The organism is Streptomyces sp. NBC_01571, from assembly GCF_026339875.1.
Taxonomy (GTDB): domain Bacteria; phylum Actinomycetota; class Actinomycetes; order Streptomycetales; family Streptomycetaceae; genus Streptomyces.
This window is the reverse complement of record NZ_JAPEPZ010000002.1, coordinates 104,646-129,102: the sequence shown is the minus strand read 5'-3', so window position 1 is coordinate 129,102 and position 24,457 is coordinate 104,646. Positions and strand designations below refer to the sequence as shown.

The 24,457-nt window shown below is 70.4% G+C and carries 23 protein-coding genes and 1 pseudogene; 16 read left to right on the top strand and 8 right to left on the bottom strand.

Annotated elements, in window-relative coordinates; translation table 11 throughout:
• Positions 1–497: 497 nt before the first annotated feature.
• Positions 498–1,022 (bottom strand): winged helix-turn-helix transcriptional regulator, encoded by a 525-nt coding sequence (locus OHB41_RS43710; protein WP_266706907.1) that lies wholly within the window; start codon positions 1,020–1,022, stop codon positions 498–500.
• 56 nt (positions 1,023–1,078) lie between these two features.
• Between OHB41_RS43710 and OHB41_RS43705 the strand changes: the two genes are divergently transcribed.
• On the top strand, positions 1,079–2,629 hold the full coding sequence (locus OHB41_RS43705) for an MFS transporter (protein WP_266706905.1): 1,551 nt from the start codon (positions 1,079–1,081) through the stop codon (positions 2,627–2,629).
• Between the two features lie 306 nt (positions 2,630–2,935).
• Here the strand turns inward: OHB41_RS43705 and OHB41_RS52450 are convergent.
• The 3 genes and pseudogenes from OHB41_RS52450 to OHB41_RS43695 form a co-directional block, all read right to left on the bottom strand.
• Positions 2,936–3,340: pseudogene (locus tag OHB41_RS52450) on the bottom strand (trypsin-like serine protease); the annotation flags it as partial.
• Positions 3,337–3,534: a hypothetical protein gene (locus OHB41_RS43700; RefSeq protein WP_266706903.1), complete on the bottom strand. Its 198-nt coding sequence runs from the start codon at positions 3,532–3,534 to the stop codon at positions 3,337–3,339. The gene OHB41_RS43700 and the pseudogene OHB41_RS52450, both read right to left, overlap by 4 nt.
• A gap of 145 nt (positions 3,535–3,679) precedes the next feature.
• Positions 3,680–4,486, bottom strand: a complete 807-nt coding sequence (locus OHB41_RS43695) for an IclR family transcriptional regulator domain-containing protein (protein ID WP_266706901.1) — start codon at positions 4,484–4,486, stop codon at positions 3,680–3,682.
• A 165-nt stretch (positions 4,487–4,651) separates the two neighbouring features.
• On the opposite strand from OHB41_RS43695, the gene OHB41_RS43690 reads away from it, so the two are divergent.
• The 8 genes from OHB41_RS43690 to OHB41_RS43655 all read left to right on the top strand — a co-directional run bounded on the left by OHB41_RS43690 (position 4,652) and on the right by OHB41_RS43655 (position 14,504).
• The gene (locus OHB41_RS43690; protein WP_266706899.1) at positions 4,652–5,533 is read left to right on the top strand and encodes a dioxygenase family protein; all 882 of its coding nucleotides are present in this window, start codon (positions 4,652–4,654) and stop codon (positions 5,531–5,533) included.
• Entirely contained in the window at positions 5,530–6,054 is a 525-nt protein-coding gene (locus OHB41_RS43685) for a DoxX family protein (RefSeq protein ID WP_266706897.1), read from the top strand. The genes OHB41_RS43690 and OHB41_RS43685 overlap by 4 nt, the downstream gene beginning before the upstream one ends.
• Entirely contained in the window at positions 6,051–7,526 is a 1,476-nt protein-coding gene (locus OHB41_RS43680; RefSeq protein ID WP_266706895.1) for an amidohydrolase family protein, read from the top strand. Before OHB41_RS43685 ends, OHB41_RS43680 begins: the two co-directional genes overlap by 4 nt.
• Positions 7,527–7,529: 3 nt before the next feature.
• A complete protein-coding gene (locus OHB41_RS43675; protein WP_266706893.1) occupies positions 7,530–8,687 on the top strand; it encodes a CaiB/BaiF CoA transferase family protein in 1,158 nt (385 codons plus the stop codon).
• Positions 8,680–9,474 (top strand): citryl-CoA lyase, encoded by a 795-nt coding sequence (locus tag OHB41_RS43670; RefSeq protein WP_266706891.1) that lies wholly within the window; start codon positions 8,680–8,682, stop codon positions 9,472–9,474. Before OHB41_RS43675 ends, OHB41_RS43670 begins: the two co-directional genes overlap by 8 nt.
• Before the next feature lie 249 nt (positions 9,475–9,723).
• Positions 9,724–12,270, top strand: coding sequence for a SpoIIE family protein phosphatase (locus tag OHB41_RS43665; protein WP_266706889.1), 2,547 nt, complete (start codon positions 9,724–9,726; stop codon positions 12,268–12,270).
• A gap of 166 nt (positions 12,271–12,436) precedes the next feature.
• Positions 12,437–13,636: a PP2C family protein-serine/threonine phosphatase gene (locus tag OHB41_RS43660; RefSeq protein ID WP_266706887.1), complete on the top strand. Its 1,200-nt coding sequence runs from the start codon at positions 12,437–12,439 to the stop codon at positions 13,634–13,636.
• A 151-nt stretch (positions 13,637–13,787) separates the two neighbouring features.
• Positions 13,788–14,504 (top strand): tetratricopeptide repeat protein, encoded by a 717-nt coding sequence (locus OHB41_RS43655; RefSeq protein ID WP_266706885.1) that lies wholly within the window; start codon positions 13,788–13,790, stop codon positions 14,502–14,504.
• Between the two features lie 31 nt (positions 14,505–14,535).
• Here OHB41_RS43655 and OHB41_RS43650 read toward each other — a convergent pair whose 3' ends face one another.
• Together OHB41_RS43650 and OHB41_RS43645 are read right to left on the bottom strand one after the other, a co-directional pair.
• A complete protein-coding gene (locus OHB41_RS43650) occupies positions 14,536–14,919 on the bottom strand; it encodes a toxin Doc (protein WP_153286752.1) in 384 nt (127 codons plus the stop codon).
• Entirely contained in the window at positions 14,919–15,158 is a 240-nt protein-coding gene (locus OHB41_RS43645) for a hypothetical protein (protein ID WP_168533035.1), read from the bottom strand. Before OHB41_RS43645 ends, OHB41_RS43650 begins: the two co-directional genes overlap by 1 nt.
• A gap of 185 nt (positions 15,159–15,343) precedes the next feature.
• Between OHB41_RS43645 and OHB41_RS43640 the strand changes: the two genes are divergently transcribed.
• The 4 genes from OHB41_RS43640 to OHB41_RS43625 all read left to right on the top strand — a co-directional run bounded on the left by OHB41_RS43640 (position 15,344) and on the right by OHB41_RS43625 (position 19,120).
• Entirely contained in the window at positions 15,344–15,790 is a 447-nt protein-coding gene (locus OHB41_RS43640; protein WP_266706878.1) for an SRPBCC domain-containing protein, read from the top strand.
• The gene (locus OHB41_RS43635; protein ID WP_266706876.1) at positions 15,787–16,182 is read left to right on the top strand and encodes an ArsR/SmtB family transcription factor; all 396 of its coding nucleotides are present in this window, start codon (positions 15,787–15,789) and stop codon (positions 16,180–16,182) included. The genes OHB41_RS43640 and OHB41_RS43635 overlap by 4 nt, the downstream gene beginning before the upstream one ends.
• 183 nt (positions 16,183–16,365) lie before the next feature.
• Positions 16,366–16,905 carry an EF-hand domain-containing protein gene (locus tag OHB41_RS43630; protein ID WP_266706874.1) on the top strand — a complete coding sequence of 180 codons (540 nt, stop codon included), beginning with the start codon at positions 16,366–16,368 and terminating at the stop codon, positions 16,903–16,905.
• A 790-nt stretch (positions 16,906–17,695) separates the two neighbouring features.
• Complete coding sequence (locus tag OHB41_RS43625; protein ID WP_266706872.1) at positions 17,696–19,120, top strand: RICIN domain-containing protein; 1,425 nt, start codon at positions 17,696–17,698, stop codon at positions 19,118–19,120.
• 147 nt (positions 19,121–19,267) lie between these two features.
• Here OHB41_RS43625 and OHB41_RS43620 read toward each other — a convergent pair whose 3' ends face one another.
• Positions 19,268–20,101 carry an enoyl-CoA hydratase/isomerase family protein gene (locus OHB41_RS43620; RefSeq protein ID WP_266706870.1) on the bottom strand — a complete coding sequence of 278 codons (834 nt, stop codon included), beginning with the start codon at positions 20,099–20,101 and terminating at the stop codon, positions 19,268–19,270.
• Between the two features lie 271 nt (positions 20,102–20,372).
• Here OHB41_RS43620 and OHB41_RS43615 point away from each other — a divergent pair, with 271 nt between their 5' ends.
• Positions 20,373–21,278, top strand: coding sequence for an alpha/beta hydrolase (locus OHB41_RS43615; RefSeq protein WP_266706868.1), 906 nt, complete (start codon positions 20,373–20,375; stop codon positions 21,276–21,278).
• Between the two features lie 138 nt (positions 21,279–21,416).
• Complete coding sequence (locus tag OHB41_RS43610; RefSeq protein ID WP_266706866.1) at positions 21,417–21,920, top strand: winged helix-turn-helix transcriptional regulator; 504 nt, start codon at positions 21,417–21,419, stop codon at positions 21,918–21,920.
• A 178-nt stretch (positions 21,921–22,098) separates the two neighbouring features.
• On the opposite strand, the gene OHB41_RS43605 is transcribed toward OHB41_RS43610, so the two are convergent.
• Positions 22,099–22,758 carry a TetR/AcrR family transcriptional regulator gene (locus tag OHB41_RS43605; RefSeq protein ID WP_266706864.1) on the bottom strand — a complete coding sequence of 220 codons (660 nt, stop codon included), beginning with the start codon at positions 22,756–22,758 and terminating at the stop codon, positions 22,099–22,101.
• Between the two features lie 127 nt (positions 22,759–22,885).
• Between OHB41_RS43605 and OHB41_RS43600 the strand changes: the two genes are divergently transcribed.
• Positions 22,886–24,400, top strand: a complete 1,515-nt coding sequence (locus OHB41_RS43600; protein ID WP_266706862.1) for an FAD-dependent monooxygenase — start codon at positions 22,886–22,888, stop codon at positions 24,398–24,400.
• The last annotated feature ends 57 nt before the right edge of the window (positions 24,401–24,457 follow it).

Genomic DNA, 24,457 nt, shown 5'->3' with positions numbered 1-24,457 from the left:
GGCACGGCAGGCGGAAAGGCTGAGCGCGCGCCACGCCTCCGCGGGCGCCGACCCCTCGCGCGGCGGGGCCGGTCCCGGGCAGAGGGCTCCGTCTGGGGAGACGGACCCGATCACGCACTGCCCACCCTGACCGTGGCACGGCGGACACGCATCTTGTACCGGTCCAGCGGGTGACCGCGGGCGTGCGCCTGCCACGGCCGATACGGGCCTGCGGGCGTCCTGGAGCGAAACATGAGCGGACACCGCCTTGAGCCGGGACCCCTCTGGACCGCGTTGGATCGCTCCGAGTCGCGAGAAGGCGACGCCGTAAGGCAGGCACGGCAGGCACGGCTCGCACGACGCGCGCGGGCGGTCGACCGCGTCCGAGGAGATGCGTCAGCCGTCGGCTTCGCCCTTGTGCCTCGCCGGCCGCGACAGGCCGCCCGTGGCCGGATCAGGGCACGCGGGTCGTACCGGGCCGACGCCGATCCTTCGGGCTGACCATGCGGCACGCGGAGTCAGAGATCCTCGCGTCCCGCGTCCGACGCGAACCGCGCGACCGTGTCGGGCAGTCCGACGTCGTGGCCCTGCGCGCACCGCACCACGGCGCCGACCGGACTTCCGCAGCCGGCGTGGACGAGTTCGACGCCGCCTTCGTTGCCGAGGCGCGCTCCCCACTCCATCAGGGCGACGAACACGGGGAACAGCGACCTGCCCAGATCGGTGAGGACGTATTCGTACCTGGTCCGCTGGCCCGCCTCCCGGTACGGATGCCGTTGGAGCAGGCCCGCGTCGACGAGGCGTTTGAGTCGCTGGGCGGTGACGGCTTCGGTCAGACCGGTGTGCCGTGCGAGCACGTCGAAGCGCCGGGCGCCGTAGTAGATCTCGCGCAGGAGGATCATCGCTGACCGCGTGCCGACCAGTTCCAGGGCGTGCTCCATGTGGCACCAGCCCGCCACGCTCTCGTCGTGATCGGAGAACCGGCCGGTCTTGGTGATCACCGGCTCGACACCGGCTTCCGGCGCCCCGCTGGACTCCGTCATGGGGTCACACTCTCCCTGGCTATGAATGTGCATAGCCAGCCTGTTATCTTCTGGCTATGGTCTCCACTAGTCAGCCTAACACCCGTGCGGTTCCGACCCCTGCGCCCTCCTCCACGTCGAACGGGCGGAAGTGGTGGGCTCTCCTGGTCCTCTGCCTGGGCGTGATGATGGTCTTCGTCAACGTCTCCTCGACGATCTCGGCGCTCTCGCCCCTCCAGGACGCCCTGCACCTGTCCGCGAGCACCACGGTCTGGGTGAGCAGTGCCTTCAGCCTCGCCCTGGTGAGCCTGGTGCTGTCGGCCGGCACGCTGAGCGACATCGTCGGGCGGCGGCGGATACTTCTGACGGGCGTCACGCTCTTCACGGTCGGCAGCGTCATCGCCTTCCTGGCGGGCGACGCGGGCCTGCTCATCGCCGCCCAGGCGCTGATGGGCGTCGGTGCGGCGGCCGTCCTGCCGGCCAGCCTGGCGATCGTGGACCACACCTTCACCGACCCTCACGAGCGCACCGGCGCCATCAGTGCCTGGGCGAGCTGCGCGGGCCTCGGGCTGGCGGTCGGACCCCTGGTGGCGGGCGTACTGCTCGACCGGGTGTCGTGGCACGCCGTCTTCCTCACCAACGTGGTCATCGGCGTGCTCGCCCTGATCCTCACCCCGTTGTTGGTGACCGAGAGCAAGCACCCCACACGCCGGTTCGACGCGGCGGGCGTCGTCCTCGGCACCCTCGCCGTCGCGTCGGCCACGTACGCGATCATCGAGGGTGGCTCCACCGGCTACGGCAGGCCCGTGATCATCGCCGCGTACGCCGTCTTCGTCGTCTCCTTGGCGGCCTTCGTGCGGGTCGAACTCCGCCACGACGACCCCATGTTGCAGCTGCGGCTGTTCAAGAACGCCTCGTTCACGATGGTGATGAGCATCAGCGCCGTCACCATGTTCGGCTTCGTCGGCATCTCACTTCTCACCGTTCTCCATCTGGAGCGGGTGGCCCACGAGAGCGCCCTGATGACGGGCGTGAAGCTGCTTCCGATGTTCGCCACCTACATCGTCGTCAGCGCGTTCGCCGGCCGCCTGGTGCACAGGATCGGCGTCGCCGCCACGCTGACCACCGGCCTCGTCCTCATGGGGGCGGGAGCCTTCGCGCTCCTGGCGGCCGGACCGTTCAGCGGGTACGGCGCCATGTGGCCGGGCCTGTTCGTCGCCGGCGCGGGTTCGGCCGTCCTGGTGGCGCCGTCGACCGCGGCGGCCGTCAACAGCGTGCCACCGCTCCAGGCCGGCATGGCGGCTGCTTCGGTCAACATGTTCCGTCAGCTCGGCAGCGTGCTCGGTCCCAGTGTTCTGGGCACCCTGGTCACCACCCGGTTCCCGGAGTACCTGCACGACCGTCTGGCCGCGTCTGGCATCCCGGCCGGCCGTGTCGACGGCGTGGTCGCCGGAATCGCCCACGGCGGCACGAGCGGCGCACCGGCCGCACAGGCGCACGCGATCTCCGTCGCCGTCCCCCAGGCCTTCAGCGAAGCCCTTCATCTGGGTTGGCTCGTCGCCGGAATCGTGCTCCTCGTGATGACCGTCCCGACGGTGTTGTTCCTCCGCCGCCCCTCGGCGGCATGACCCGACGCGACCTTCCAGGGGTGCCGGACCACCGCTGACCGGGAGGCTGTGAGCGCTGGCAGTGCTGGCAGTGCTGGCAGTGCCGGCAGTGCTTGTCAGTGCTGCCGGCCCTGTTGCTCGAGCGGCTCGGTGTGGTGATGGATCCGGTGACGGATCCAGTCGACGAGCGCAGTGACCCGGGCGAAGTAGTTCTCCTGGCCCTTCGCTCCGCACGGATGATCGCCGACGATGCCGACGAGGGTGAACCCGCCCCGGGTTCCGGTGCATCAGGGGTGCTCCGCTGTCTCCGTAGCAGGTCGCCCGGTGGTTCCGGATGAGCGTGCACACGTGGAGCCTTCGCTGGAGCCCCTGCCGGAAGCATCTGCCGCTCTCGGTCTGGTGCGTCTCCAGCAGCGTGTCCGAGGCGGGACCGTCCTCACGGGTGTGGCCCCAGCCGGCGATCACGAGCGGTCCCGGATACGACGTGAGGCGGGAGGAGGGCGGCAGCGTCGGGGGCGCGACGGTGCGACCGGCCCTCACGGGCGTGTCCAGTCGCAGGAGCGCCGCGTCGTAGCGGAGATGGTGGCCCGGCGCGTACCACGGGTGCCTGACGACGCGGACCACCCGGAGCGAGCCGTCGGTCTGTGTCCGGATCGCGGTGGTGCCCAGGACCACCGTGATCCCCTGGCTGTCGACGCAGTGGCCGGCGGTGAGGACCCAGCTCCCGCTCACCAGGGTGCCCGTGCGGTGCAGGAGCCCTGGTGCCGCCCTTCCCTCAGGATCTGGATCCGGGCCATCCAGGGGTAGTTGGCCGGTGATGTCACCCGACTGCCGTTGACGATGCCCTGGGCCGCCGCCGACATGCCGATCACGAGGGCGAAGGCCGCCAGTACGGCCGTCACCGCCCGGCGGGAAATCCCTGCCATCCACCACTCCCCGAACCGATCGGGCGACGGTCGGTGATCGTAAGGGGCGGTGCCTCGGTCGTCGGACAGGCGCGACGGGGTCTGTTTCGTCCGCTTCCGGACAGGACGGCGGGTAACGCAGAACGCCCGAGCACGCTGTCAGGGCTCAGGGCTTGGTGTCGAGGATCTCCAGGGGGCGCGCCTGCCAGGTCGCCCAGTCGCCGCTGATGGCGCTCGCCGCGCGCAGCAGCAGGGGCAGGTGGTGATCGACCAGGGTTTCCACCGAGGTCTCGGCGGCGTGGGCGTTGACGTTCACGGCCGCGACGGTTGTGCCGTTCCCGTCGCGTACGGGCACGGCGACCGAGCGGATGCCCGGTGCGAGGTCCTGGTCGGTGACCGCCCATCCCTTGGCCCGCACATCGCGCAGGACGGCGTGGATCTCGTCCCGGTCCGGGGTCCAGCGCGGGGTGACGCCGGAACGGCTCGGTTCGGCCAGGGACTTGTCGAGTTCGTCGTGGGTCAGCGTGGCCAGCAGGACCTTGCCGAGCGAGGTCTGCAGAGCGGGGAACCGCGTACCGATGGTGACGCCGAGGGTGACCAGTTTCGGTACGGCGACCCTGGCCACGTAGACGATGTCGGACCCGTCGAGCTGGGCGATCGAGCAGGACTCGTGGGTCTGTTCGACCAGGTCGCGGAGGTGCGGCCGGGCGAGTTCCCAGAGGTTCATCGAACCGACGTACGCGGCGCCGAGGTCGAGCACCCGGGGAGTGAGGGAGAAGCCGCGCTCCTGCGAGCGGACGTAGCCGAGCTGTTCCAGCGTGATGAGGATGCGCCGGGCCGTGGGGCGGGCGAGGCCCGTGGCGCCGGCGATCTCGCTGAGGGTCATCGAGCCGCTGCCCGGCCGGAAGCAGCGCAACACGTCCAGCCCGCGGGCGAGTGCCTCGATGAACTCGGGATTTCCGTCTCGGCGCATGGGGCCAGGCTAGCTGAGCGGACGGTGGTCCGGAAGATCCACTGCTTTCCGGTCGGTGCAGAGGTCTTGTTTCGTTCTCAACCATGCGGCACATTGACCGCTGTGCGGACGACCGTCCGCACGATGTCGGCAAGGTGCCGGGCAGGCCGGACCGAGGAGGATTCCATGGCCTTCGTGACGGAGGAGAATCTCACCGACCTCGCGGAGAAACGCTGGGCCACCGCTCACTCGCCCCGACTCGCCGAGCTGACGACGGCGTTGGTGCGGCACCTGCACGCGTTCGCCCGCGAGGTCCGGCTCACCGAGGACGAGTGGATGGCGGCCGTGGAGTGGCTCACGGCGACCGGGCGCATCAGCGACGACAAACGTCAGGAGTTCATCCTCGCCTCCGACGTGCTCGGCCTGAGCACCCTCGTCGTGCAGCTCAACCACCGGTTCGCGCCGGCCGCGACACCCGCCACGGTCCTCGGCCCGTTCCACATCGACGGCTCTCCGCCGGCCCCGTACGGCTTCGACATGTCCGACGGTGTCGAGGGCACCCCCTTGTTCGTCACCGGCCGGGTGCTCGGACTCGACGGCACACCGCTGCCGGACGTCGTCCTCGACGTGTGGCAGGCCGACGCGGACGGCACCTACGAGGCACAGCTCGCGGACATCGACGAGGCACGGTTGCGCGCGAAGTACCGGACGCGGCCCGACGGGACGTACTGCGTGCGCACCATCGCGCCGCTCGGCTACGCCATCCCGATGGACGGACCGGTCGGCGCGCTCATCGGAAGGACGGCCATCAGCCACTTCCGGCCCGCGCACGTCCACTTCCTCATCGACCATCCCGGCCACGACCGGCTGATCACCCACCTGTTCCGGAGCGGCTCCCCCTACCTGGACAGCGACGTCGTCTTCGGGACCAAGGACGAACTGGTCGTGGACTTCAGCGAGCACCCGGCCGGCCCGGCCCCGGACGGGAGCACCGTCGACGCGCCTTATCTCCAGGCCGAGTTCGACTTCGTGCTGCAGCCCTCGGCCTCGGACGGAACACAGCCGTGAACCTCGGCCTTCTCCTGCTGCGGCTGCTTCTCGCCGCACTCCTGTGCGGCCATGGCGCCCAGAAACTGTTCGGCCGGTTCGGCGGGGCCGGCCCCGACGCAACGGCCGCCGTCTTCGAACGATGGGGCTTCGAACCCGGCCGGCCCATGGTCCTGCTCGCGGGGCTGGCCGAGCTGACCGGAGCGGCGTCGCTCGCGACCGGCCTGCTCACTCCCGGCGGCTGCGCCGTCGTCGTCGGCACGATGACCGTCGCCGCCGCGGCGACCGCCCCGAACGGGTTCTGGGCCCAACAGGGCGGCTGCGAGGTCCCGTTCTGGTACGGCGCGGCGGCCGCCGCCCTCGGCTTCACCGGCCCGGGCGCATGGTCTCTCGACCACGCCGTCGGCCTCGACGCACTCCACGGCTACGGGTGGGGAACCGCCGCGCTCGTGGTCGGCACGGCCACCGCGGCCGTACCTCTCGTCCTCCGGGCGCGGGTGCTGCGCACCCGGGCACAGCAGCACAACGAGGTGACTTCATGACGATCGACATCCCGCACCCCGACGACCTCAACGCCGGACGCCCCCTTCTTTTCCGCAACGCCACCGTGCTGTCCATGGATCCCGCGATCGGCCTGTTGGAGGGCGGGGACGTCCTGGTGCGCGCGGGGCTCATCGAGCGGGTCGGGCACGCGCTGACGGCACCCGAGGACGCTGTCGTGGTGGACGCCACCGGCGGCATCCTGATGCCGGGCATGGTCGACACGCACCGGCACATGTGGCAGACGGCCCTGCGCGGCTTCGGCGCGGACTGGACGCTGTCGCAGTACTTCGTCTTCTACTACCTCAACTGGGGCAAGATCTTCCGCCCTGAGGACATCCACGCGGGCAACCTGCTGTCGGCCGTCGAGGCGCTCGACGGGGGAGTGACCACCACGGTGGACTGGTCGCACGGCCTGCGGACTCCCGAGCACGGGGACGCGGCCGTCGAGGCGCTGCGGGCCGTACCGGGCCGCTTCGTCCTGGCCTACGGCAACCTCCTGGGCGCGCCGTGGGAGTGGGCGACGGCCCCGGAGATGCGGAGGTTCGTGGACCGGCACTTCGCCGCGCCGGACGACATGCTGGGACTCCAGCTGGCGTTCGACGTCACGGGCGACGCGGCGTTCCCGGAGAAGGCGGCGTTCGAGGCGGCCCGTGAGCTCGGCGTGCCGGTCACCACGCACGCCGGCGTCTGGGGCGCGACGGGCGACGACGGCATCCGGCTGATGTGGGACCACGGGTTCATGACCCCCGACGTCACCTACGTGCACTCGGCCACGCTCAGCGAGGACTCCTACCAGCGGATGGCCGCTTCCGGCGGAAGGGTGTCCGTGTCGGCGGAGAGCGAGCAGAACGCCGGACAGGGCTACCCGCCCACCTGGAGACTGCGGCGGCACGGCATCCCGGTGTCGCTTTCGATGGACACCAGCGTGTGGTTCAGCGCCGACCTCTTCTCCGCGATGCGCGCCACGCTCTCCGCCGACCGCGCTCGCGAGCACCTGGAGGCCCACGCGGCCGGCGAGACGGTGGTCCACCACACGCTGCGGGCGCAGGACGTCGTCGAGTGGGCCACCCTCGGCGGCGCGCGGGTCCTCGGCCTCGACGACCGGATCGGCTCGCTGACACCGGGAAAGAAGGCGGACCTCGTACTGATCAGGAACGACCGCGACCCGGCCATGTTCCCCCTCCTGCACCCCTACGGGCATGTGGTGTACCAGGCCCAGCGGGCCGACGTGGACACGGTCGTCGTCGACGGCAGGGTGGTGAAGTACCGGCACGAACTGGTCGGTGTCGACCTGCCCAAGGCGCGCGAGGCCGTGGGCGCCACGGTCGAGTACGCCCGCAGGACGCTCGGCGAGGATGCCTGGCGGGAGGCGCTGGAGCCGGAGATCCCGCGTACCGAGCCGGTCTCGAACCCGTACACCTACAGCACGTATCGCGGCGAGGGTGTCGCGGTGCGGCAGGAGGAGTCGTAAGTCATGGCCGACGGTGTGCGCGGGCCGCTCGACGGGCTGCTGGTGGCGGATTTCTCGCGGATCCTGGCGGGTCCGTACGCGACGATGCTGCTGGCGGACCTCGGGGCCGACGTGGTCAAGGTCGAGGGCCCGGCGGGCGACGACACCCGTACCTGGACGCCACCCGTGAGGGACGGGGTGTCGACGTACTACCTGGGCGTCAACCGGGGGAAGCGGTCGGTCGTCCTGGACTTCCGTGACCCGGCGGACGCCCGGCTGGCCAGGGAACTGGCCCGGCGGGCGGACGTGGTGATCGAGAACTTCAGGCCGGGCGGCCTGGCCCGCTACGGTCTGGACCACGCCTCGGTCAGCGCCGTGAACCCTGGCGTGGTGTACGCCTCGATCAGCGGATTCGGTACGGGCCCGGGGCGGGACGTTCCCGGGTACGACCTGATGGTGCAGGCGATATCCGGACTGATGAGCCTCACCGGCGACCCCGAGGGGCCCGCGTACCGGGCCGGTATCTCGGTGTTCGACGTGATGGCCGGAAATCACGCGGCCATCGGGATCCTCGCCGCTCTGCGTCACCGCGACACCACCGGACGCGGCCAGCTGGTGGAGGTGAACCTGCTGTCGTCGGCGCTGACCGGGCTGGTCAACCACAGCTCCGCGTACGTCGCCGGCGGGACCGTGCCGTACCGGATGGGCAACGCCCACCCCAGCGTGTTCCCCTACGAGCCGTTGCCGACCGCCGACCGGGACCTGATCGTCACCGCCGCCAACGACGGACAGTTCCGCAGGCTGTGCGAGGTGCTCGGCATCCCCGAGACCGCCGACGACCTCCGCTTCCGCCACAACGCCGACCGCACCGAGCGGCGTGCCGAGCTGCGACCGATCCTGGTGGAGCGGCTGAGGACGCGCGGCGCCCTGGAGTGGTTCGACCTGCTGGTGGCCGCGGGAGTGCCGTGCGGGCCGATCAACACGATCGATGGCGGGTTCGCCATGGCCGAGCGCTTCGGGCTCGACCCGGTGGTCGAAGTCGGTGAGGGCGAGCGGGCCGTGCCCACGACCCGGCACCCGATCCGCTTCTCCGAGACACCGGCCGCCTACCGGCTGCCGCCGCCCGCCCTCGACGAGCACGGCGAGGACGTGCGCAAGTGGCTGGAGGGCGGCGATGCCTGAGTACCCGACAGCGCTCGGCGCCTCGTCCCTGGACCGGATCACCCTCCTCGGCCGGGACCTCGCCGAGGAGGTCATGGGTGAGGTCGGTTTCGGCGAGCTGGCGTTCTGGCTCGCGACGCAGCGCCGGCCGGCCAAGGGCGAGATCCGGGTCTTCGAGGCGGTGCTGGCCGCACTCGCCGATCACGGGTTCACGCCGACCGCCATCACGGCGCGGCTGACCTTCCTCTCCGCTCCGGACTCCGTCCAGGGAGCGCTCGCGGCCGGTCTGCTGGGGGGCGGTTCGCGCTTCCTGGGCGTCACCGAGGACTGCGGCAGGTTCCTGCATGACGTCCTGGCCGGTGTGGAGGGCGGTTTTCCGGCCGACGAGGGGGAGTGGGACGCGCTCGCGCTGACAGCGGTGCGCTCGGCGCGGGAGGCGGGCCGGCTGGTGCCGGGGCTGGGCCATCACGTGCACAAGCAGGGCGACCCCCGCACGGCGCGGCTGTTCCGGATCGCCCACGAGGAGGGGATGTCCGGCCCCCATCTCGCCCTGTTCGCCGCCATCGGACGTGTGCACCCCCAGGTACTGGGCAGGACGTTGCCGCTCAACGGCGCCGGGGTGTGCGGGGCCGCGCTCGCGGATCTGGGCCTGCCCCTGGAGCTCCTGCGCGCCTTCGCCCTGCTCGCCCGCACCGCCGGACTCATCGGCCAGCTCGCCGAGGAACTGCGCGATCCGGTCGCCAAGGACATCTTCCTCTCCGTGGACCTGAACAACCGATCGGTTCCGCCGCGTCCCTTCGACGGGTAGGCGGTCACCGCGTGATGACGGGTAGGCGGTCACCGCGTATCACTTGTCACAGATGAAAGCGTCTTCTGGTCAATTGCCTGAAAGGTGCGGATCAGGTCGTTTCGACGGCTCCGGCCGCATCTGAATCCGAGCGTGGAGATGGAGCGCGGGTCGTTCCGCCGGCCACTTCCCGTGGCCACGGCCGCTGCGGCGGCGGCGCGGCGGCCTCCCTCCATACCCGCCCTCACCGGCTACCTGAGGACTACGGCGATGACCAGCACTGACGTGGTGACGCAAGGTGATCGAGCAAGCGCGATCGAGAGGTCGGACTCGGCGATCGCGATGCTTGACGACCAGGGGACGGTGGTGGGATGGACGCGGGCCGCCGAGCGGCTTGTCGGATACTCCGCCGCTGACGTGGTGGGCCGGTCCGCGGCAATCGTCCTGCCGTCCGCCGGGACGGCGCCGACGGTATCGGCGTTCGTCGAGCGGTGCCGTGCCCAGAACGGCTGGTCGGGCACCACGGCGGTGTGTCACCAGGACGGTCGGGTGCTCAACGTCAGCCTGCGGATCTCGATGTTGCGGGGGCGGCACGGCGCGGTCCGGTGGCTCGTGTCCCTGACCGACATCGGCAAGCTGTCCTGGGGCGCGATGAGCGAGTCCGTGCGGGAGTCGCTTCTCGCCCGTACCCCGATCGGTGTCGTCGTGCGCGACCCGCAACTGCGGTGCACCTGGGTGGACGACACGATGGAGCACCACGACGGCGTCCCCCGCGAACGACGGCTCGGCCGTCGATTCACCGAGGTGCTGCCCGGGGCCAAGTCCGAAGAACTCGAGGCGATGATGCGCCAGGTACTGAAGACCGGCACCACCCGGGTCCAGGAGTACCGGCTGGGCCTGCCGAGGGCCCCGCACAGGGAGCACTCGTTCGCCGTTTCGATCTTCTGCCTCCAGGATGCCGACGGCCGAGTGCTGGGAGTGTGCGTCATCAGCATCGACGTCACCGAGAGCCGCCGGGCGCGCGAGCGCCTCACCATCCTCAGCGAGGCCAGTACGCGCCTCGGCCGCAGCCTGGACGTGATGCGGACCAGCCAGGAACTGGCCGAACTCGCCGTGCCCCTGCTCGCCGACTATGTCGCCGTCGACCTGGAGCAGTCGGTCCCCTTCGGTGAAGGGCCGCCGGTCCACGTCGGCTCGACGGGCGAGCGCCTCGTCTTCCGACGTGCCGGGCTGGCCTCGATCCACCAAGGCGTCCCGGAATCCCCCTGGGCGCGCGGTGAACCGGTCCTCGTGCGGCCCGCCTCACCCTTCATGGACGTCCTGCGCACCGGGAGGTCCCACCTCGAACCGTTCCTGGGCGGCGCTCCGGGCACTTGGATCGACGAGGACCCGGCACGGGCGAGGAAGATCCACGAGAACGGTATGCACTCCTTGATGGTGGTGCCCATCCGCGCACGACGTGCCCTGCTGGGCGTGGTGGTGTTCATACGCACCGAGGACCCCGGGCCGTTCCAGGAGGTCGATCTGCTCCTCGCCGAGGAACTCGTCAGTCGCGCCGCGCTGTCACTGGACAACGCGCGCCAGTACGCTCGCGAGCACACCGCGGCCCTCGCGCTCCAACGCACTCTGCTTCCCCACCGGTTGAGCGGCGGCACGGCGGTCGAGACGGCCTCGCGCTACCTGCCCGCCGACATGGAGAACGGCGTCGGGGGCGACTGGTTCGACGTGATCCCCCTGTCCGGAGCCCGGGTGGCCCTCGTCGTCGGCGACGTCGTCGGACACGGCATCAACGCCGCCGCGAACATGGGCCGTCTGCGCACCGCCGTGCACACGCTCGCCGACATGGAGTTGCCGCCCGGCGAACTGCTGGCCCACCTCGACGACACGGTCCAGCGACTGGCCGAGGAGGACGCCGACTCCTCGGACCAGCCACCCGCGGTGGTGGGTGCCACCTGCCTGTACGCCGTGTACGACCCGGTGACCCGCCGGTGCGCCATGGCCGGGGCCGGGCACCCCCCGCCGGTGATCATCGACCCGCAGGGCACGGTCACCTTCCCCGACCTTCCCACCGGGACCCCCCTCGGCATGGGGCTGGGCGTCCCCTTCGAGTCCGTGGAGCTGGAACTGCCCGAGGGGAGTCTCCTCGCGCTGTACACGGACGGCCTGGTCGAGACCCGCGACCAGGACATCGACGTGGGGATGCGGCGCCTGGGCACCGCCCTTTCACAGCCGGGTCGCTCCCTGGAGGACCTGTGCGCCCGCGCGACGGAGACCCTGCCGGGGGAGGCGCCGTCGGACGACGTCACCCTGCTCCTCGTCAGGACCCGCTCGCTCAGCCCGGCCCGGGTCGCCTCCTGGACGCTGCCGAGCGACCAGAGTTCCGTCCGCAGTGCCCGGCACCTGGCAGCCCGTCAGCTGACCGCATGGGGCCTGGAACGTCTCGAGGACCCCACCAAGCTGATCGTCAGCGAACTGGTCACCAACGCCGTTCGCCACGCCACCGGTCCGGTCGGTCTGCGACTGATCCAGCACCAGGTCCTGACCTGCGAAGTGACCGACGCGAGCGTCTGCTCCCCGCGTCTGCTCCGCGCGGGCTCCGCCGACGAGAGCGGCCGCGGCCTCCTCCTGGTCGCCCAGCTGTCCCGCAGATGGGGTTCCCGCTCGGTGGCGGGCGGCAAGGTCGTCTGGGCCGAGGAAGACCTGGCCTCCGTGGCGTCCCGGACACGGGTACCGGGCGCGCCGCCCGAAACGGAGGATCATCCCTTTCCCGTCCCGCCGACACGAGCTTCCGGCACACGGGTCGACCGACAGGAATGACCAGGGTGTGTCCCGTGAGCGGTCACACGCGAGTGATCACCGCGAAAGCCCTGTGCGAGTGGTCGTGTGGTCGTTCCTGGTCGTTCGTCGTTCCGAGAGCCAAACGCCTAGCATGAGACAAAGGGACTGAAAACCGATGCCTCGCCCCTGTGTGTGGGATGCGCCAGTGAAGGATCCGGAGATCGATTACCAGGGCATCTTCGACGCGTCACCCAGCGCGATGCTGGTGCTCACGCCCGATCTTGTCATCGTGGATGCGAACGCGTCCTACCAGAACCTGCTCGGCCGCGCACGACACCAACTCGTCGGCCGGTACGTGTACGACGCCTTCCCGAGGGACCCGGAGGGCCCGGACGATCTCAAGGCGTCACTGCGACGGGTGCTGGAGACCCGCGCCCAGGACGTCGCGGGGCCGATGCGCCACGACGTGGAGGAGCGTCATCGACCCGGGGTGTTCGAAGAGCGCTACTGGAGCCCGATCAACGCCCCCGTCCTGGACTCCGAGGGAAACATCGTGCTGGTCGTGCACCGTCTGGAAGAGATCACCGATGTCGTGCGCGCATGCGGTCCCGAATCCGACGAGCGGCGCCTGCAGACGCAGTACGAGCTCTACGCGCGATCCCGCGAGTTGCAGCAGGTCAACGATCGCCTGCGGCAGGCCAACGCTCGCGAGCGACAGGTCGCCCTCGCGCTCCAGGACGCGATGCTGCCCGCACCCGAGCGACTCGACCGTCACCAGGCGGCGGTGCGCTATCGACCCGCCGAGGACAGCCTCAATGTCTGCGGCGACTGGTACGAGGTGACCCAGCTCGCCTACGGGGCCGCCGCCGTCGCGGTGGGTGACGTCGTGGGGCACGGCCTGGCGGCGGCAGGAATCATGGGCCAGCTACGGAGTGCCCTGAGCGCGGCCATACGCGTCGTCGACGGGCCCGCGTCCGCACTCGACGGGCTCGACATGTACGCGCGTTCCGTCGACGGCGCGCTGGCCAGCACCGCCGTGCAGACCGTCATCGACGAGGTCGACCACCGGATCACCTACAGCAGCGCCGGCCACCCGCCTCCGGCCCTCGCCCACCCGGACGGCACGGTGCAGTTCCTGGACCGGGCGACGGATCCGCCCCTGGGGACCAGCCCCGTACACACCCCCCGCCCGCAGGCCACGACCACCTACGCCGACGGCGCCGCGCTCGTCCTCTACAGCGACGGGCTGATCGAGCGCCGGCAAGAGGACATCGACCGGGGCCTCCAGCGCCTCGCCGACCACCTCGCCCGGCACCACAAGGACGACGCCGAGGACCTGGCGGAGGAGCTGACCACGCTGAGCGCCGCCACCGACGACACGGTCGTGGTCGTCGTCCGCCTCTGACGCGGACGATCGACACCTGATCCGTATGCATGGCCGGGAATCGTCCGTCCGGGACCGATTGCCGCCGTCACCGACCTGGCGACCCCGCGGGACTGCGGGACAATGACGGGAGCCGCCCGCCGAGGCAGGTCAGGACGAGAGAGGCAGCGACGTGGTGCAGTGGCAGGGGACCAACTTCACCGTGGACGGACACGAGCCGACCAGCGCCGAGGAGTACTACCGGATCGGTCTGCACTGCTGGGACAGCGCCGAACACCGGGGCGCGGCCACCGCCTTCCTGGAAACCGCGGCGGCCAACGGTCACGGCGACGCCGTCGAGCTCCTGGGACACATCGACTACGTGCGGGGGCAGTACGCGAGCGCCGTGCCACGGCTGCGGCAGAGCACCGGGTCACCGCGAGCGGCCTACTACCTCGCTTCGCTCTACCACCAGGGCTGCCCCCAGGCGGGTATCCCCCAGTCGCTCGACGAGGCGGCCGGCTGGTACCGCTCCTCGGCCGAACTGGGCGAGCCCGAAGCGATGCTGGCCCTGGGCGACCTGTACCTGGAGCGGCTGCTGCCCGTGACCCGCACCCCCGCGGAGCACGCTCTCGAGTACTTCCTGGCGGCCGCCGCACGCAATCACCCCTACGGCCAGTACCGCGCCGCCGAGGTGTACCGCACCCTCTACCAGGACGTCCAGCGCGCCGCCGTGCTCTACCAGGCCTGCGTGGACAACCCGATGACGGTGCGTCACGCACTGGGCTCGATGATGACCCTTCAGAGTCAGGCACACCTGCGGGAGACAGCGGCGAACAGGACGGCCGGGCTGCTGCAGCAGCGTCGTGACGCCGTCAACCCCCCACACCACCGAGGCGACTTCTACTGAGCCCACGTGAGCCCACGGGTCCGGGAGAGTCTCAGATCCTCCAGGAACGCAGGACGTCCGCGACGGCGTAGATCGGCAGGCGGGTCTCCCGGACCTTTCTGATCAGGTCGGACAGGCTGCCGTAGGGAGGATCGATCCCTTCGCCGGACTGGTCCATGTACTGGGCGGCGACGAACGCCGCGAAGAGGCTGTTGCGATGCGGCAGCGGCTCGAGCCGCACGACGGTGTGCAGAAGCGCTGCCGCGCGCCACGCCGTGTCGGGATTGGACGTCTGAAGGGTCGGCATGCGCGTCTTGTGCCGCGCGACGGCCGCGACCAGGGCCGAGTAGTCGGTGACCGACACGTCGTCAGTTCCCAGGGCGGCTTCCTGGACGTCCAGGAGCCAGGAGACATCGATGTACAGGATTTCGCTCATCAGGCGGCGGCGACCCCATCGCCACGCTGCGAGGGTGGGACCTCGTCGGGGAACGCCTCGTCGAACTCGGCGTGCAGCTTGTCCGCCCACGAGGTGGCGCCGGCGACGAACCGCTTGCGGTGCATCTCACGGACGCCGAGATCGTGCATGTACTGCTTCAGGCTCTTGCCCTCCGCCGAGGCGGCCGCGCGCACACCTTCCATTTCCTCGTCGGTGAACGTCACATTCAGTGATGGCATGCTCAGCATGGTACCTACCTGGTACCTGTGAAGCCAGGCGGGGGGCGGAAGTCCCGCGTCCTGGGCATCCGGGGCGCCGGTACTCCTTCCGGGCACATTCTTCTGGTGCAACCTTCGGGTTGCTCCTCGGGCCTCGGTGTGCAACCTTTGGGTTGCACCCAAATCGACATGGACGGAGAATCCTCATGAGCGAGGACCGCATCGAACGCGAAACCCTGATCGCCGCATCCCTGGAGCGGGTCTGGGAGCTGGTGGCCCAACCAGGGTTCTGGGTGGCCGACAAGGCGAGCCTTCCCGGCACGGTGGCCAGGGAAGGAGAGTCGTTGATCGCGAAGAACGCCGAGCACGGCGACTTCCCGGTGCGTGTGGAGAAGGTCGAGCCGCCGACGTATCTGGCGTACCGCTGGACCAGCGCGTTCCCGGGAGAAGAACTGCGCGAGGACAACAGCACCCTCGTGGAGTTCACGCTGACCCGGGAAGGCGACCGGACGCGGCTGCGCGTCGTGGAGAGCGGATTCGCGGCACTGGCCGGCTCCGAGGAACTGCGCAGTCAGAATGTGAAGGACCACAGCGAAGGCTGGCCCCTGGAACTCGGCGCGCTCAAGACGCGTGCCGAACAGCCCTCCACGTGACGGAAGAACGTCCTGGCACCGCCGGGGCCGTCGACGGTGTCCTGGTCGCACTCGCCGACCCGACGCGACGCCAACTGCTCGAACTGCTCGCCGCACAGGGCGAGGCCACCGCGACGACACTCGCCGAAGGACTGCCCGTCTCACGGCAGGCGGTGGTCAAGCATCTCTCCGTCCTGGACGCGGCCGGGCTGGTCACCGGCGGCCGGGTCGGACGCGAGGTCCGCTACGCGGTGCGGCCCGCGGCCCTGAGCGCCACGGCCCGGTGGATGGCCACGCTCGCGGACGACTGGGACCGACGACTGGCCAACATCAAGCACATCGCCGAGGCGGCGGAGCGGGAGGCGAGAAACGAGGAGAGGAACCCTCACCCCTCACCGGACCGGAACACGTGAGGAGGGGCTTGCGGGTCGGTCGGTGACCCCGTCAAGTGGGTGACCGTTCGCCCACATGTGCCCGTGGGGCCGGGGGCGCGCCCCGACCTACGCTGTCCGTGGCGACTGCAAGCAGGAACGGCATGCGTCGGGCAGTCGCGGTCCGCGGTTCGTGGTTCGGTTCGGCGTCGAGGGAGGCCGCTCATGGCCAGCGCGTTTCAGGAGCGCAAACTCAAGGGGATGTTCGCCGCGTTCGACGCGGACGGTGACGGCTACCTGCGCGAGGACGACTTCGCCGCGCTCGTCGGCCGCTGGAGCCTGCTCCCGGGCGTCGGGCCCGGGACCCAACTGCGCGCGCGGGTCGAGATGTTGCTGATGGGCTGGTGGGACGCTCTTCTGGAGGCCGGGGACGCCAACGGTGACGGCACGGTCGACATGGGCGAACTGCTCACCCTCGTCGACCGGTTGCCCACCATGGCCGAGGCCGTCACGGCGACCGCTGACACCGTCTTCGACGCGGTGGACGCGAATGGCGACGGCCGTATCTCCCCGGAGGAACACCGCAGGCTCGTGGAGACCTGGAACGGGCAGCCCGTGGACATGACCGGTGTCTTCGAACTGCTCGACCCGAACGGCGACGGCCACCTGGGCCGCGAGGAGTTCGCGTTTCTCTGGCGCCAGTTCTGGACCAGCGACGACCCGGCAGAACCCGGCAACTGGCTCTGCGGGCGCTTCCTCGCCTGAAGCGCGTTGCGAAAGTCCCGTCGTCCGCCCGCGAGGCAGGCGGGACTTTCGCAGCACGCCCCAGCAGGTGTCCGGGTGGCCGGTGACTGTCCGCTGGTCCGGTCGGTGATGACGAGACGGGGCGGGGCGATCCGGCGGGTGTCGAGTGGGCGCGCGTGAAGGCGCGCCCACTCAAGTGTGCTCAGCGGGGCGGGCGTTGCATCGAGCTCCGCGCAGCGATCAACGGGATTCGCATCCGCGGGGACACCGGGATGCCACGGTGGGACCTGTCCGCGCGACCCGCAGCTGAAGAAATACCGCTGACCGGCACCGGCACCGGCACCGGCACCGGCACCGGCACCGGCACCGGCGTTGGCACCGGCACGGGCACCGGCACCGGCGTTCGCACCGGCACTGGCGATGGGCTCGGCCGGCGGCCACGACGCGTGCACATGCAGAGCGTAGGTCACCCGCCACGGCACCCGGGGCTTCTGCCGCGTCGACAACTCCGGACCCACCGTGGTCACCGGCCGGGCTCGCGACGTGCCGGCCGCTGCACGGTGCGGGCGTGCTCCTGCCGCCGCCCTTCGTCGCGTGCCACCCGGGCGGAGGTGGCCGCGCCCGTCCGAACTCTTCCCGGATTCAAGGGTATTGACGCGAAGCTGGTCTAGTCCATACCGTCATCGCTCATCGGATGTTCATGTGGCGGAATCGATGTCAGCCACATGAACCGCTGTTCCGTCCCCGTTGCTCCACCCACGGCACCCCCCGCATCATCGCGCCCCCTCGCGCTCATGACAGGAGCCGTCTTGTGATCAGATCCGCCGTCAGAGCCCTCGCCACCGCTCCCGCCGTCCTGGCGATGGCCGCCACCGCGGTCGTCGCCGCCGGCGGCTCCGCGAGTGCCGCGGCCAACCCCGGCCCCGGCTTCCCCGCCCACTACGCCGCGCCGTACGTCGAGACCTGGAACTCGCCCTCGGCGATGACCAACGCGCGCAATGCGACAGGCCTGAAGTACTTCACACTCGCTTTCGTCATCGACGGCGGCGGCTGCAACGCCATGTTCAACGGAGACACGCCCGTCACCGACGCCGGCTGGACCTCCGCGATCAACTCCCTGCGGGGCGCGGGCGGCGACGTCATCGCCTCCTTCGGCGGTGCCTCCGGCATCGAGGAGGCGCAGGCCTGTACGAGTGTGACCTCGCTGAAGGCCCAGTACAAGAAGGTCATCGACACCCTCAACCTCACCCGCGTCGACTTCGACATCGAAGGCGGCGCGATCGCCGACACCGCCGCCAACGACCGTCGTAACAAGGCGCTCGCCCAGCTCCAGCAGGAGTACGCCGCCGCGGGGCGCAAACTGGACGTCCAGTACACCCTGCCGGCCATGCCGAACGGCCTGGACGGCAACGGGACGAAGCTGCTGTCCAACGCCAAGAGCAACGGTCTCAACGTCAACCTCGTCAACATCATGACGATGGACTACTACGACGGCACCCGGGACATGGGCAAGGCGGCCACCGACGCCGCCGGCGCCCTGCGCACCCAGCTCGGCGCCATCTGGCCGGAGAAGACCGACGCGCAGCTGTGGGCGATGGAGGGCAACACCCCGATGATCGGGGTGAACGACGACGTCAGCGAGATCTTCACCACCGGCAACGCCACCACGCTCGCCAACTTCGCGAAGTCCAAGGGCATCCAGGAACTCGCCTTCTGGGCGCTCGGCCGCGACAAGGCCTGCGCCACCAACGGCCAGCTCTCCGACACCTGCAGCGGCACCCCGCAGAGCGCCTGGCAGTTCTCCAGCACCTTCAACACCTTGACCGGCGGAACCACCCCGCCGCCCACCGGCTCGACCGGCCAGATCACGGGCCTCGGCGGCAAGTGCGTGGACGTCGCCTCGGCGAGCAGCGCCAACGGCACCGCCGTCCAGATGTACGACTGCAACGGCACCACCGCCCAGCAGTGGACCGTGGGTTCCGACAACACCGTCCGCAGCCTCGGCAAGTGCATGGACCTCACGGCGGCAGGCACCGCCAACGGCACCAAGGTCCAGCTCTACGACTGCAACGGCACCGGCGCCCAGGTCTGGCAGCAAGGCAGCGGCGACACCCTGGTGAACCCCGTCTCCGGCAAGTGCCTCGACGTCACCGACAAATCGACGGCCAACGGAGCCCGGCTGCAGATCTGGACCTGCGCGGGCGGCACCAACCAGCAGTTCCACCTCCCGGCCTGACAGGGGGACAGGCCCGCTACCGCCCGGTGCACCTCGTGTGTGCCGGGCGGCAGCGTGTGCGAACCGGGACGGGGACGGCGGTCCCCACCACGCACGGCGCTGGGCGAGGGGCGAGGGGTCGTTCGGCCGGCCCGCGGTTCAGTGCCCTCAGAGCTCACCGATGACCGTGCCGAGTTCGAGCTCGGTGTGGGAGCGCTCCTGGAGTCCGCGCTGCATCAGGGCGCCCACCCGGGCGGCGACGGCGCCGTCGCCCGCCAGGACCTGGAACATACTGCCGTCGACGTGGACGTCCTCCTTGGGCGGGAGACCGGCCGCGTTGATGCGGCGCTTGGCGAGTCGCACCGCCGCTTCCGGGAATTTGGCGATCCGCTCGGCGAGCCGCTCGACGTATGAGGACAACTCCCCGTCCGGAAGTGCCTTGTTGACCACGCCGATGCGTTCGGCCTCGCGCGCGTCGACGTCCTCCGAGCTCAGGATCATCTGCATGGCCTGGCCCCGGCCGGCGAGCCGTACGAGATGCTGGACGGCGCCGGCACCGGTGAAGACCCCGGTGCCCACCTCGATCTGGCCGATGACCGCGCGTTCGAGGGACGCGAACCGCATGTCGCACGCGTACAGGAATTCGGCGCCGGCACCGCGGGCCCGGCCTCCGAGGAGCGCGATCGTGACGGGACGCGCCTCGCTGAGCCGCCGGAACAGCGCGCCGAGGCTCACGTCGTCCGGACCGCCGGACGTGGCGGCAGCCGCCGTGTACTGGGGGATCCGCTTGAGGTCGACGTGGGAGATGAAGAAGTCGGGGTCCGCACTGCGGAACACCACGACGCGCACGTCCCCGTCGGTATCGGTGCTGTCGAGCAGGGCCACGAGATCGGTGACCAGCCGCTCGTCGATGAGGTTGACCGGAGGGTTGTCGATCGTGGCCCACAAGACCCCGTTGCGCAGTTCCGTTCGAATTGTCTCGTACGAGTACGTTGCTGGCACTTGATGCGCCCCCTTCCTGAATCTCACTTGCTTTCTGCAAGCTGTATGAGTCATCCTGGCATTGCGACTTGCGTTTTGCAAGCAACCGGGCGGGAGCCCGGGGCTCCGCGCCCTGCCTCCCCGGCCGGAGCGGCGCCTCCGCCCCGAAGCCCGCGCCGACGTGGTCGGGCATGCCGTCGCCGTCGAAGGGCCGCCGCGTCCGCGGTGCCGTGCCGGGAGAGGCGAGTGCGCCGCGAGGCCGCACCACACCGACCACCCCAGGAGAGAACTCATGGTCCAGCGCACAGACGACCTGATTCACCTGCCCGACGGGACGGTGCTCAGCGCATGGCTGTTCCTGCCGGAGGGCCCCGGGCCCCACCCGGCGGTCACGATGAGCCACGGCTTCGGCGGCACCAAGTACCACCAGGGCATCGAAGCGATCGCGCGCCGTATCGCGGAGGCGGGGTTCGCGGTGTCGCTGCATGATCACCGGGGCTTCGGCGACAGCACCGGAGAGCCTCGCCAGGACATCGACCCCTACCGGCAGATCGAGGACTGGCGGCGGGTCATCTCATACCTGCAGACCCTCGACCCGATCGATGCGGACCGCATCGGCATCTGGGGCTCCAGCTATTCGGGCGGACACGCCCTCGTTCTCGGGGCGACGGACCGCCGGATCGCGGCCGTGTACTCCCAGGTGCCGACCATCAGCGGCTCCCAGAGCAGCCGGCGCCGTGTTCCGCCGCACCTGACCCGTCAGCTCGAGCAGGCCATCGCCGCCGACGAACTGGACCAGGCCCGGGGCAGGGAACCCGCGAGTCAGGCGTTCGTCAGCGACGACCCGACCGTGCAGGCCTCCTACCGCTCCGCCGACGCCATCGACTTCTACCTGCGGCACAACGCGCCGGAGGGCGTGTGGGAGAACCGCGTCACGGTCCAGTCCAACCGGCGCGCCCGTTCCTACGACCCCGGCCACTGGATCGACCAGATCTCGCCGACACCCCTGATGATGCTGGTCGGCACCCACGACACCGTCGCCCCCACCGACCTGGCCCTGAGCGCGTACGAGAGAGCTCTGGAACCCAAGGAACTGGTTCTCGTGCCCGGCGGCCACTTCGATCCCTACCTCGACGGCTTCGAGGCGAGCACCAGCGCCGCCGTGCGGTTCTTCCGCACCCACCTCCGGGCCGGGTGAACAACCGGGTGCGTCCCGCCGGGCCGGGGGAGGAGCGGTGGGACACACCCGTGACGCCGCCGGACAGGAGAACGGCCTCGATCGGCCAGGAGACCCACCTGCTCTACAATCGCAAGTAACACGGAGAGGGGAGTCGCGGTGAAGCGTCAGGAACTGGGCCGGTCCGCCTGCCCCATCGACCGGTCCCTGTACGAGGTCGGCGACACCTGGACTCTGCAGATCCTGCGCGACGCGATGCACGGCGTCACGCGCTTCACGGACTTCAGCAACCACATCGGTCTCGCCACCAACGTCCTGAGCGCGCGCCTGCAGAAGCTCGTGGCCGTCGGGATCTTCGAGATCCAGGAGTCGGCACTCGGCAACTCGCACGAGTACGTCCTGACCGAGAAGGGCCGGGACTTCCACACCGTCCTGGCCGCACTGCGCCAGTGGGGCCAAAAGCACCTCTTCGACGACGACGAGCTCGTCAACCGTGTGGTCGACGCCCGCACCGGCCGGCAACCCCTGCCGGTCGCCCTCACCGCGGACGACGGCCGGGAACTGTCCGCCGACGACATCCTCGTAGTCCAGTCACGGGCGTCGGATCCCATCGAGTCCGCCACGCCGGTCGACACACCACGCCGTCGCCGGTCCCGGGCGTAGGCGACGCCCGATTTCGTACCGGGTGGTGATCCCGGCCCGCACCATACGAACGGTCGCCCTGCCGGGCACATGGTCGTTCACCTCACTGACAAGAGCAGGCCGATCAGGACAGCTCTCCGGCGCGCTGATCGCCACCGGCAGAAGGCGAGACCGGTCCGCGACCCTCGTCTCCTGAACGTCAGCCGTCGGTCCGGCCGTCGCCGGTCTCTCGCCGGTGGTCGTCCAGGGGGGTGGAGCGTCCGGTCCGCGGCCTCTCGTGCAGCAGTGCGTCGATGGAGGCGGTCAGGTCCTCCGTGAAGCGCTCCGTGCTCATCTCCGCCAGTGCGCCGGCCCGGATGACGTACCGGCTGAAGGTGACGCCGACGAGCAGTGCGGCCAGGAACGGCACCCGGTGCTCCAGCGCGTGCTCGCCGAGCAGCCGGCGATAGGTCTCGTCGGTGCGTTGCTGCATGGCGATGTACAGCTGGGCGGCGGCGTGTTCGTCGTCCGCCGCGCTCCGCATCAGGGCGACGAAGGTGTCGGTGCCTTCGGGGTTCTCCAGGCGACGGACGAACTCCTGGGCGATGCGGGCGGCCAGGGGTTCGCCGGAGTCCTCGGCCAGGTCCTCGATGGAGCGGGTACCGGGAACCGCGGCGAGGAACAAATCCTCCTTGCTGCCGAAGTGACGCAGGACCAGTCCGTGCGTGACCCCGGCCCGCTGGGCGATGTCCCGCAGCGTGGCCCGGTTGTAGCCGCGCTCGGCGAAAGCCCGCGCCGCGGCCTCGAGGATGGCGCGGCGGTGCAGCTCCGGATCGCGGACGCGGCGGGGGCGGGCGGGCGGAGTCTGTGCGGTGGACATGGAGTGAAATCTACCGTCGCGGACGAGACCTCCAGTGACCGCTTGGTCATGTGCGCGGAGAGGGCTAGCATCTCTAATGACCACGCGGTCAATAGAGATCCTCACGCCGCTCAGGAGACGAACCGACATGTCCGCCACGCCTCAGGCCGCCTCGCGCGGGTCCTCCGACCAGCAGGTCGTGATCGTGGGAGCCGGCCCGGTCGGTCTCTGGCTCGCCCACGAACTCGCCGTGGCCGGCGTGACCCCCCTCGTCCTCGAACGCGCCCGTCGGCGAAGCCCTCACTCCAAGGCCCTGGGCATCCAGCCGCGCACCATCGAAGTGCTGGCCCTGCGCAACCGGCACAAGGACGTGATCGCCGGCGGCCGCCCCCTGCCGAACTGGCACTTCGGCATGCTCGAGTCGCGCGTCGACTTCCGCGACCTGCCGACCCCCTTCCCGTATCTGCTGGCCCAGCCGCAGTCGGCCACCGAGCGGCTTCTGGAGGGCTACGCCACCGAATCGGGCGTCGAAGTCCGTCGCGGACACGAAGTCACGTCGCTGACCCAGGAGGGCAAGTCGGTGACCGTACGGGTCCAAGGCCCGGAAGGCGCGTACACGGTCGAGGCCGACTACGTCGTCGGCGCGGACGGCGCCCGCAGCGTGGTGCGCCAGGAGGCCGGCATCGACTTCCCGGGCTCCGAGACGTCCGCGTACGGCTTCCTCGGCGAGGTGGTCCTCGACCGACCGCCCCTGACCCCCGGATTCACCGCCCTCAACGAAGCCGGACGCCTCCTCGTCGTGCCGCTGCCCGGTGGAAGGTTCCGCGTCACGGGGTACGACCCGCTAAACCAGACGCGCGAACCGATGACACTGGACGAGCTGCGAGACGCCTCGGTACGCATCGCGGGCACCGACTTCGGCATGCGTGACCCGTCCTGGCTGTCCCGTTTCGGCAACGCGACCCGGTTGGCGGCCACCTACCGCGCGGGCCGGGTGCTCCTTGCCGGTGACGCCGCGCACATCCACTGGCCGGCCGGCGGCGTCGGCCTGAACGTCGGCCTTCAGGACGCCATGAACCTCGGCTGGAAGCTGGCCGCAGTGGTTCAGGGCCGCGCCGATGAGAAGCTCCTGGACACCTATCACGCCGAACGCCGTCCGGTCGGCCGGGAACTCGCCGAGCACACCCTCGCGCAGACGGCTCTCATCGTCGGCCTGACCCCCGAGACCACGGCGCTACGCGCCCTGCTGAGCGAGGCCGCCGCCGGCACGCGTGCCTTCTCCGACTTTCTGGCCGGCAAGCTCTCCGGGCTCGACATCGCCTACCCGCCCGCCGACCCCGGAACACACCCTCTGACCGGCGTCCGCGCCTACGATCCCGAGGGCGAGGGAGTCCTCCCGCTCCTGCACGACGGTCGCGCCGTACTGCTGACGATGGGGGAGGAACCGGTGAACGCGGGCGTGGCCGAGCGGGCGACGAAGGCCGGCATCTCCGTCCATGCCAGCCGACTCGCCGAGACCGGCGGCCCCGCCTGGTCCCACGTCACCGCGGCCCTCGTCCGGCCCGACGGCCATGTGTGGTGGGCAACCGAAGCGGACAGCTCGGGTGCGGAGTTCACGGCCGAGGTCAGCAGGACACTGGAGGAGCTGGCGGTGGTCTTCTAGGCGGGACGAGCGACGGGTCGTGACCCGGGCCGACACGGATGGCCAAGGTGGGCGGCG

Excerpts from the sequence above, each read along its gene's own strand:
- OHB41_RS43710 (WP_266706907.1), bottom strand. The coding sequence starts at position 1,022 with ATGACGGAGTCCAGCGGGGCGCCGGAAGCCGGTGTCGAGCCGGTGATC.
- OHB41_RS43705 (WP_266706905.1), top strand. The coding sequence starts at position 1,079 with ATGGTCTCCACTAGTCAGCCTAACACCCGTGCGGTTCCGACCCCTGCG.
- OHB41_RS43700 (WP_266706903.1), bottom strand. The coding sequence starts at position 3,534 with ATGGCAGGGATTTCCCGCCGGGCGGTGACGGCCGTACTGGCGGCCTTC.
- OHB41_RS43695 (WP_266706901.1), bottom strand. The coding sequence starts at position 4,486 with ATGCGCCGAGACGGAAATCCCGAGTTCATCGAGGCACTCGCCCGCGGG.
- OHB41_RS43690 (WP_266706899.1), top strand. The coding sequence starts at position 4,652 with ATGGCCTTCGTGACGGAGGAGAATCTCACCGACCTCGCGGAGAAACGC.
- OHB41_RS43680 (WP_266706895.1), top strand. The coding sequence starts at position 6,051 with ATGACGATCGACATCCCGCACCCCGACGACCTCAACGCCGGACGCCCC.
- OHB41_RS43675 (WP_266706893.1), top strand. The coding sequence starts at position 7,530 with ATGGCCGACGGTGTGCGCGGGCCGCTCGACGGGCTGCTGGTGGCGGAT.
- OHB41_RS43670 (WP_266706891.1), top strand. The coding sequence starts at position 8,680 with ATGCCTGAGTACCCGACAGCGCTCGGCGCCTCGTCCCTGGACCGGATC.
- OHB41_RS43665 (WP_266706889.1), top strand. The coding sequence starts at position 9,724 with ATGACCAGCACTGACGTGGTGACGCAAGGTGATCGAGCAAGCGCGATC.
- OHB41_RS43650 (WP_153286752.1), bottom strand. The coding sequence starts at position 14,919 with ATGAGCGAAATCCTGTACATCGATGTCTCCTGGCTCCTGGACGTCCAG.
- OHB41_RS43645 (WP_168533035.1), bottom strand. The coding sequence starts at position 15,158 with ATGCCATCACTGAATGTGACGTTCACCGACGAGGAAATGGAAGGTGTG.
- OHB41_RS43640 (WP_266706878.1), top strand. The coding sequence starts at position 15,344 with ATGAGCGAGGACCGCATCGAACGCGAAACCCTGATCGCCGCATCCCTG.
- OHB41_RS43630 (WP_266706874.1), top strand. The coding sequence starts at position 16,366 with ATGGCCAGCGCGTTTCAGGAGCGCAAACTCAAGGGGATGTTCGCCGCG.
- OHB41_RS43615 (WP_266706868.1), top strand. The coding sequence starts at position 20,373 with ATGGTCCAGCGCACAGACGACCTGATTCACCTGCCCGACGGGACGGTG.
- OHB41_RS43605 (WP_266706864.1), bottom strand. The coding sequence starts at position 22,758 with ATGTCCACCGCACAGACTCCGCCCGCCCGCCCCCGCCGCGTCCGCGAT.
- OHB41_RS43600 (WP_266706862.1), top strand. The coding sequence starts at position 22,886 with ATGTCCGCCACGCCTCAGGCCGCCTCGCGCGGGTCCTCCGACCAGCAG.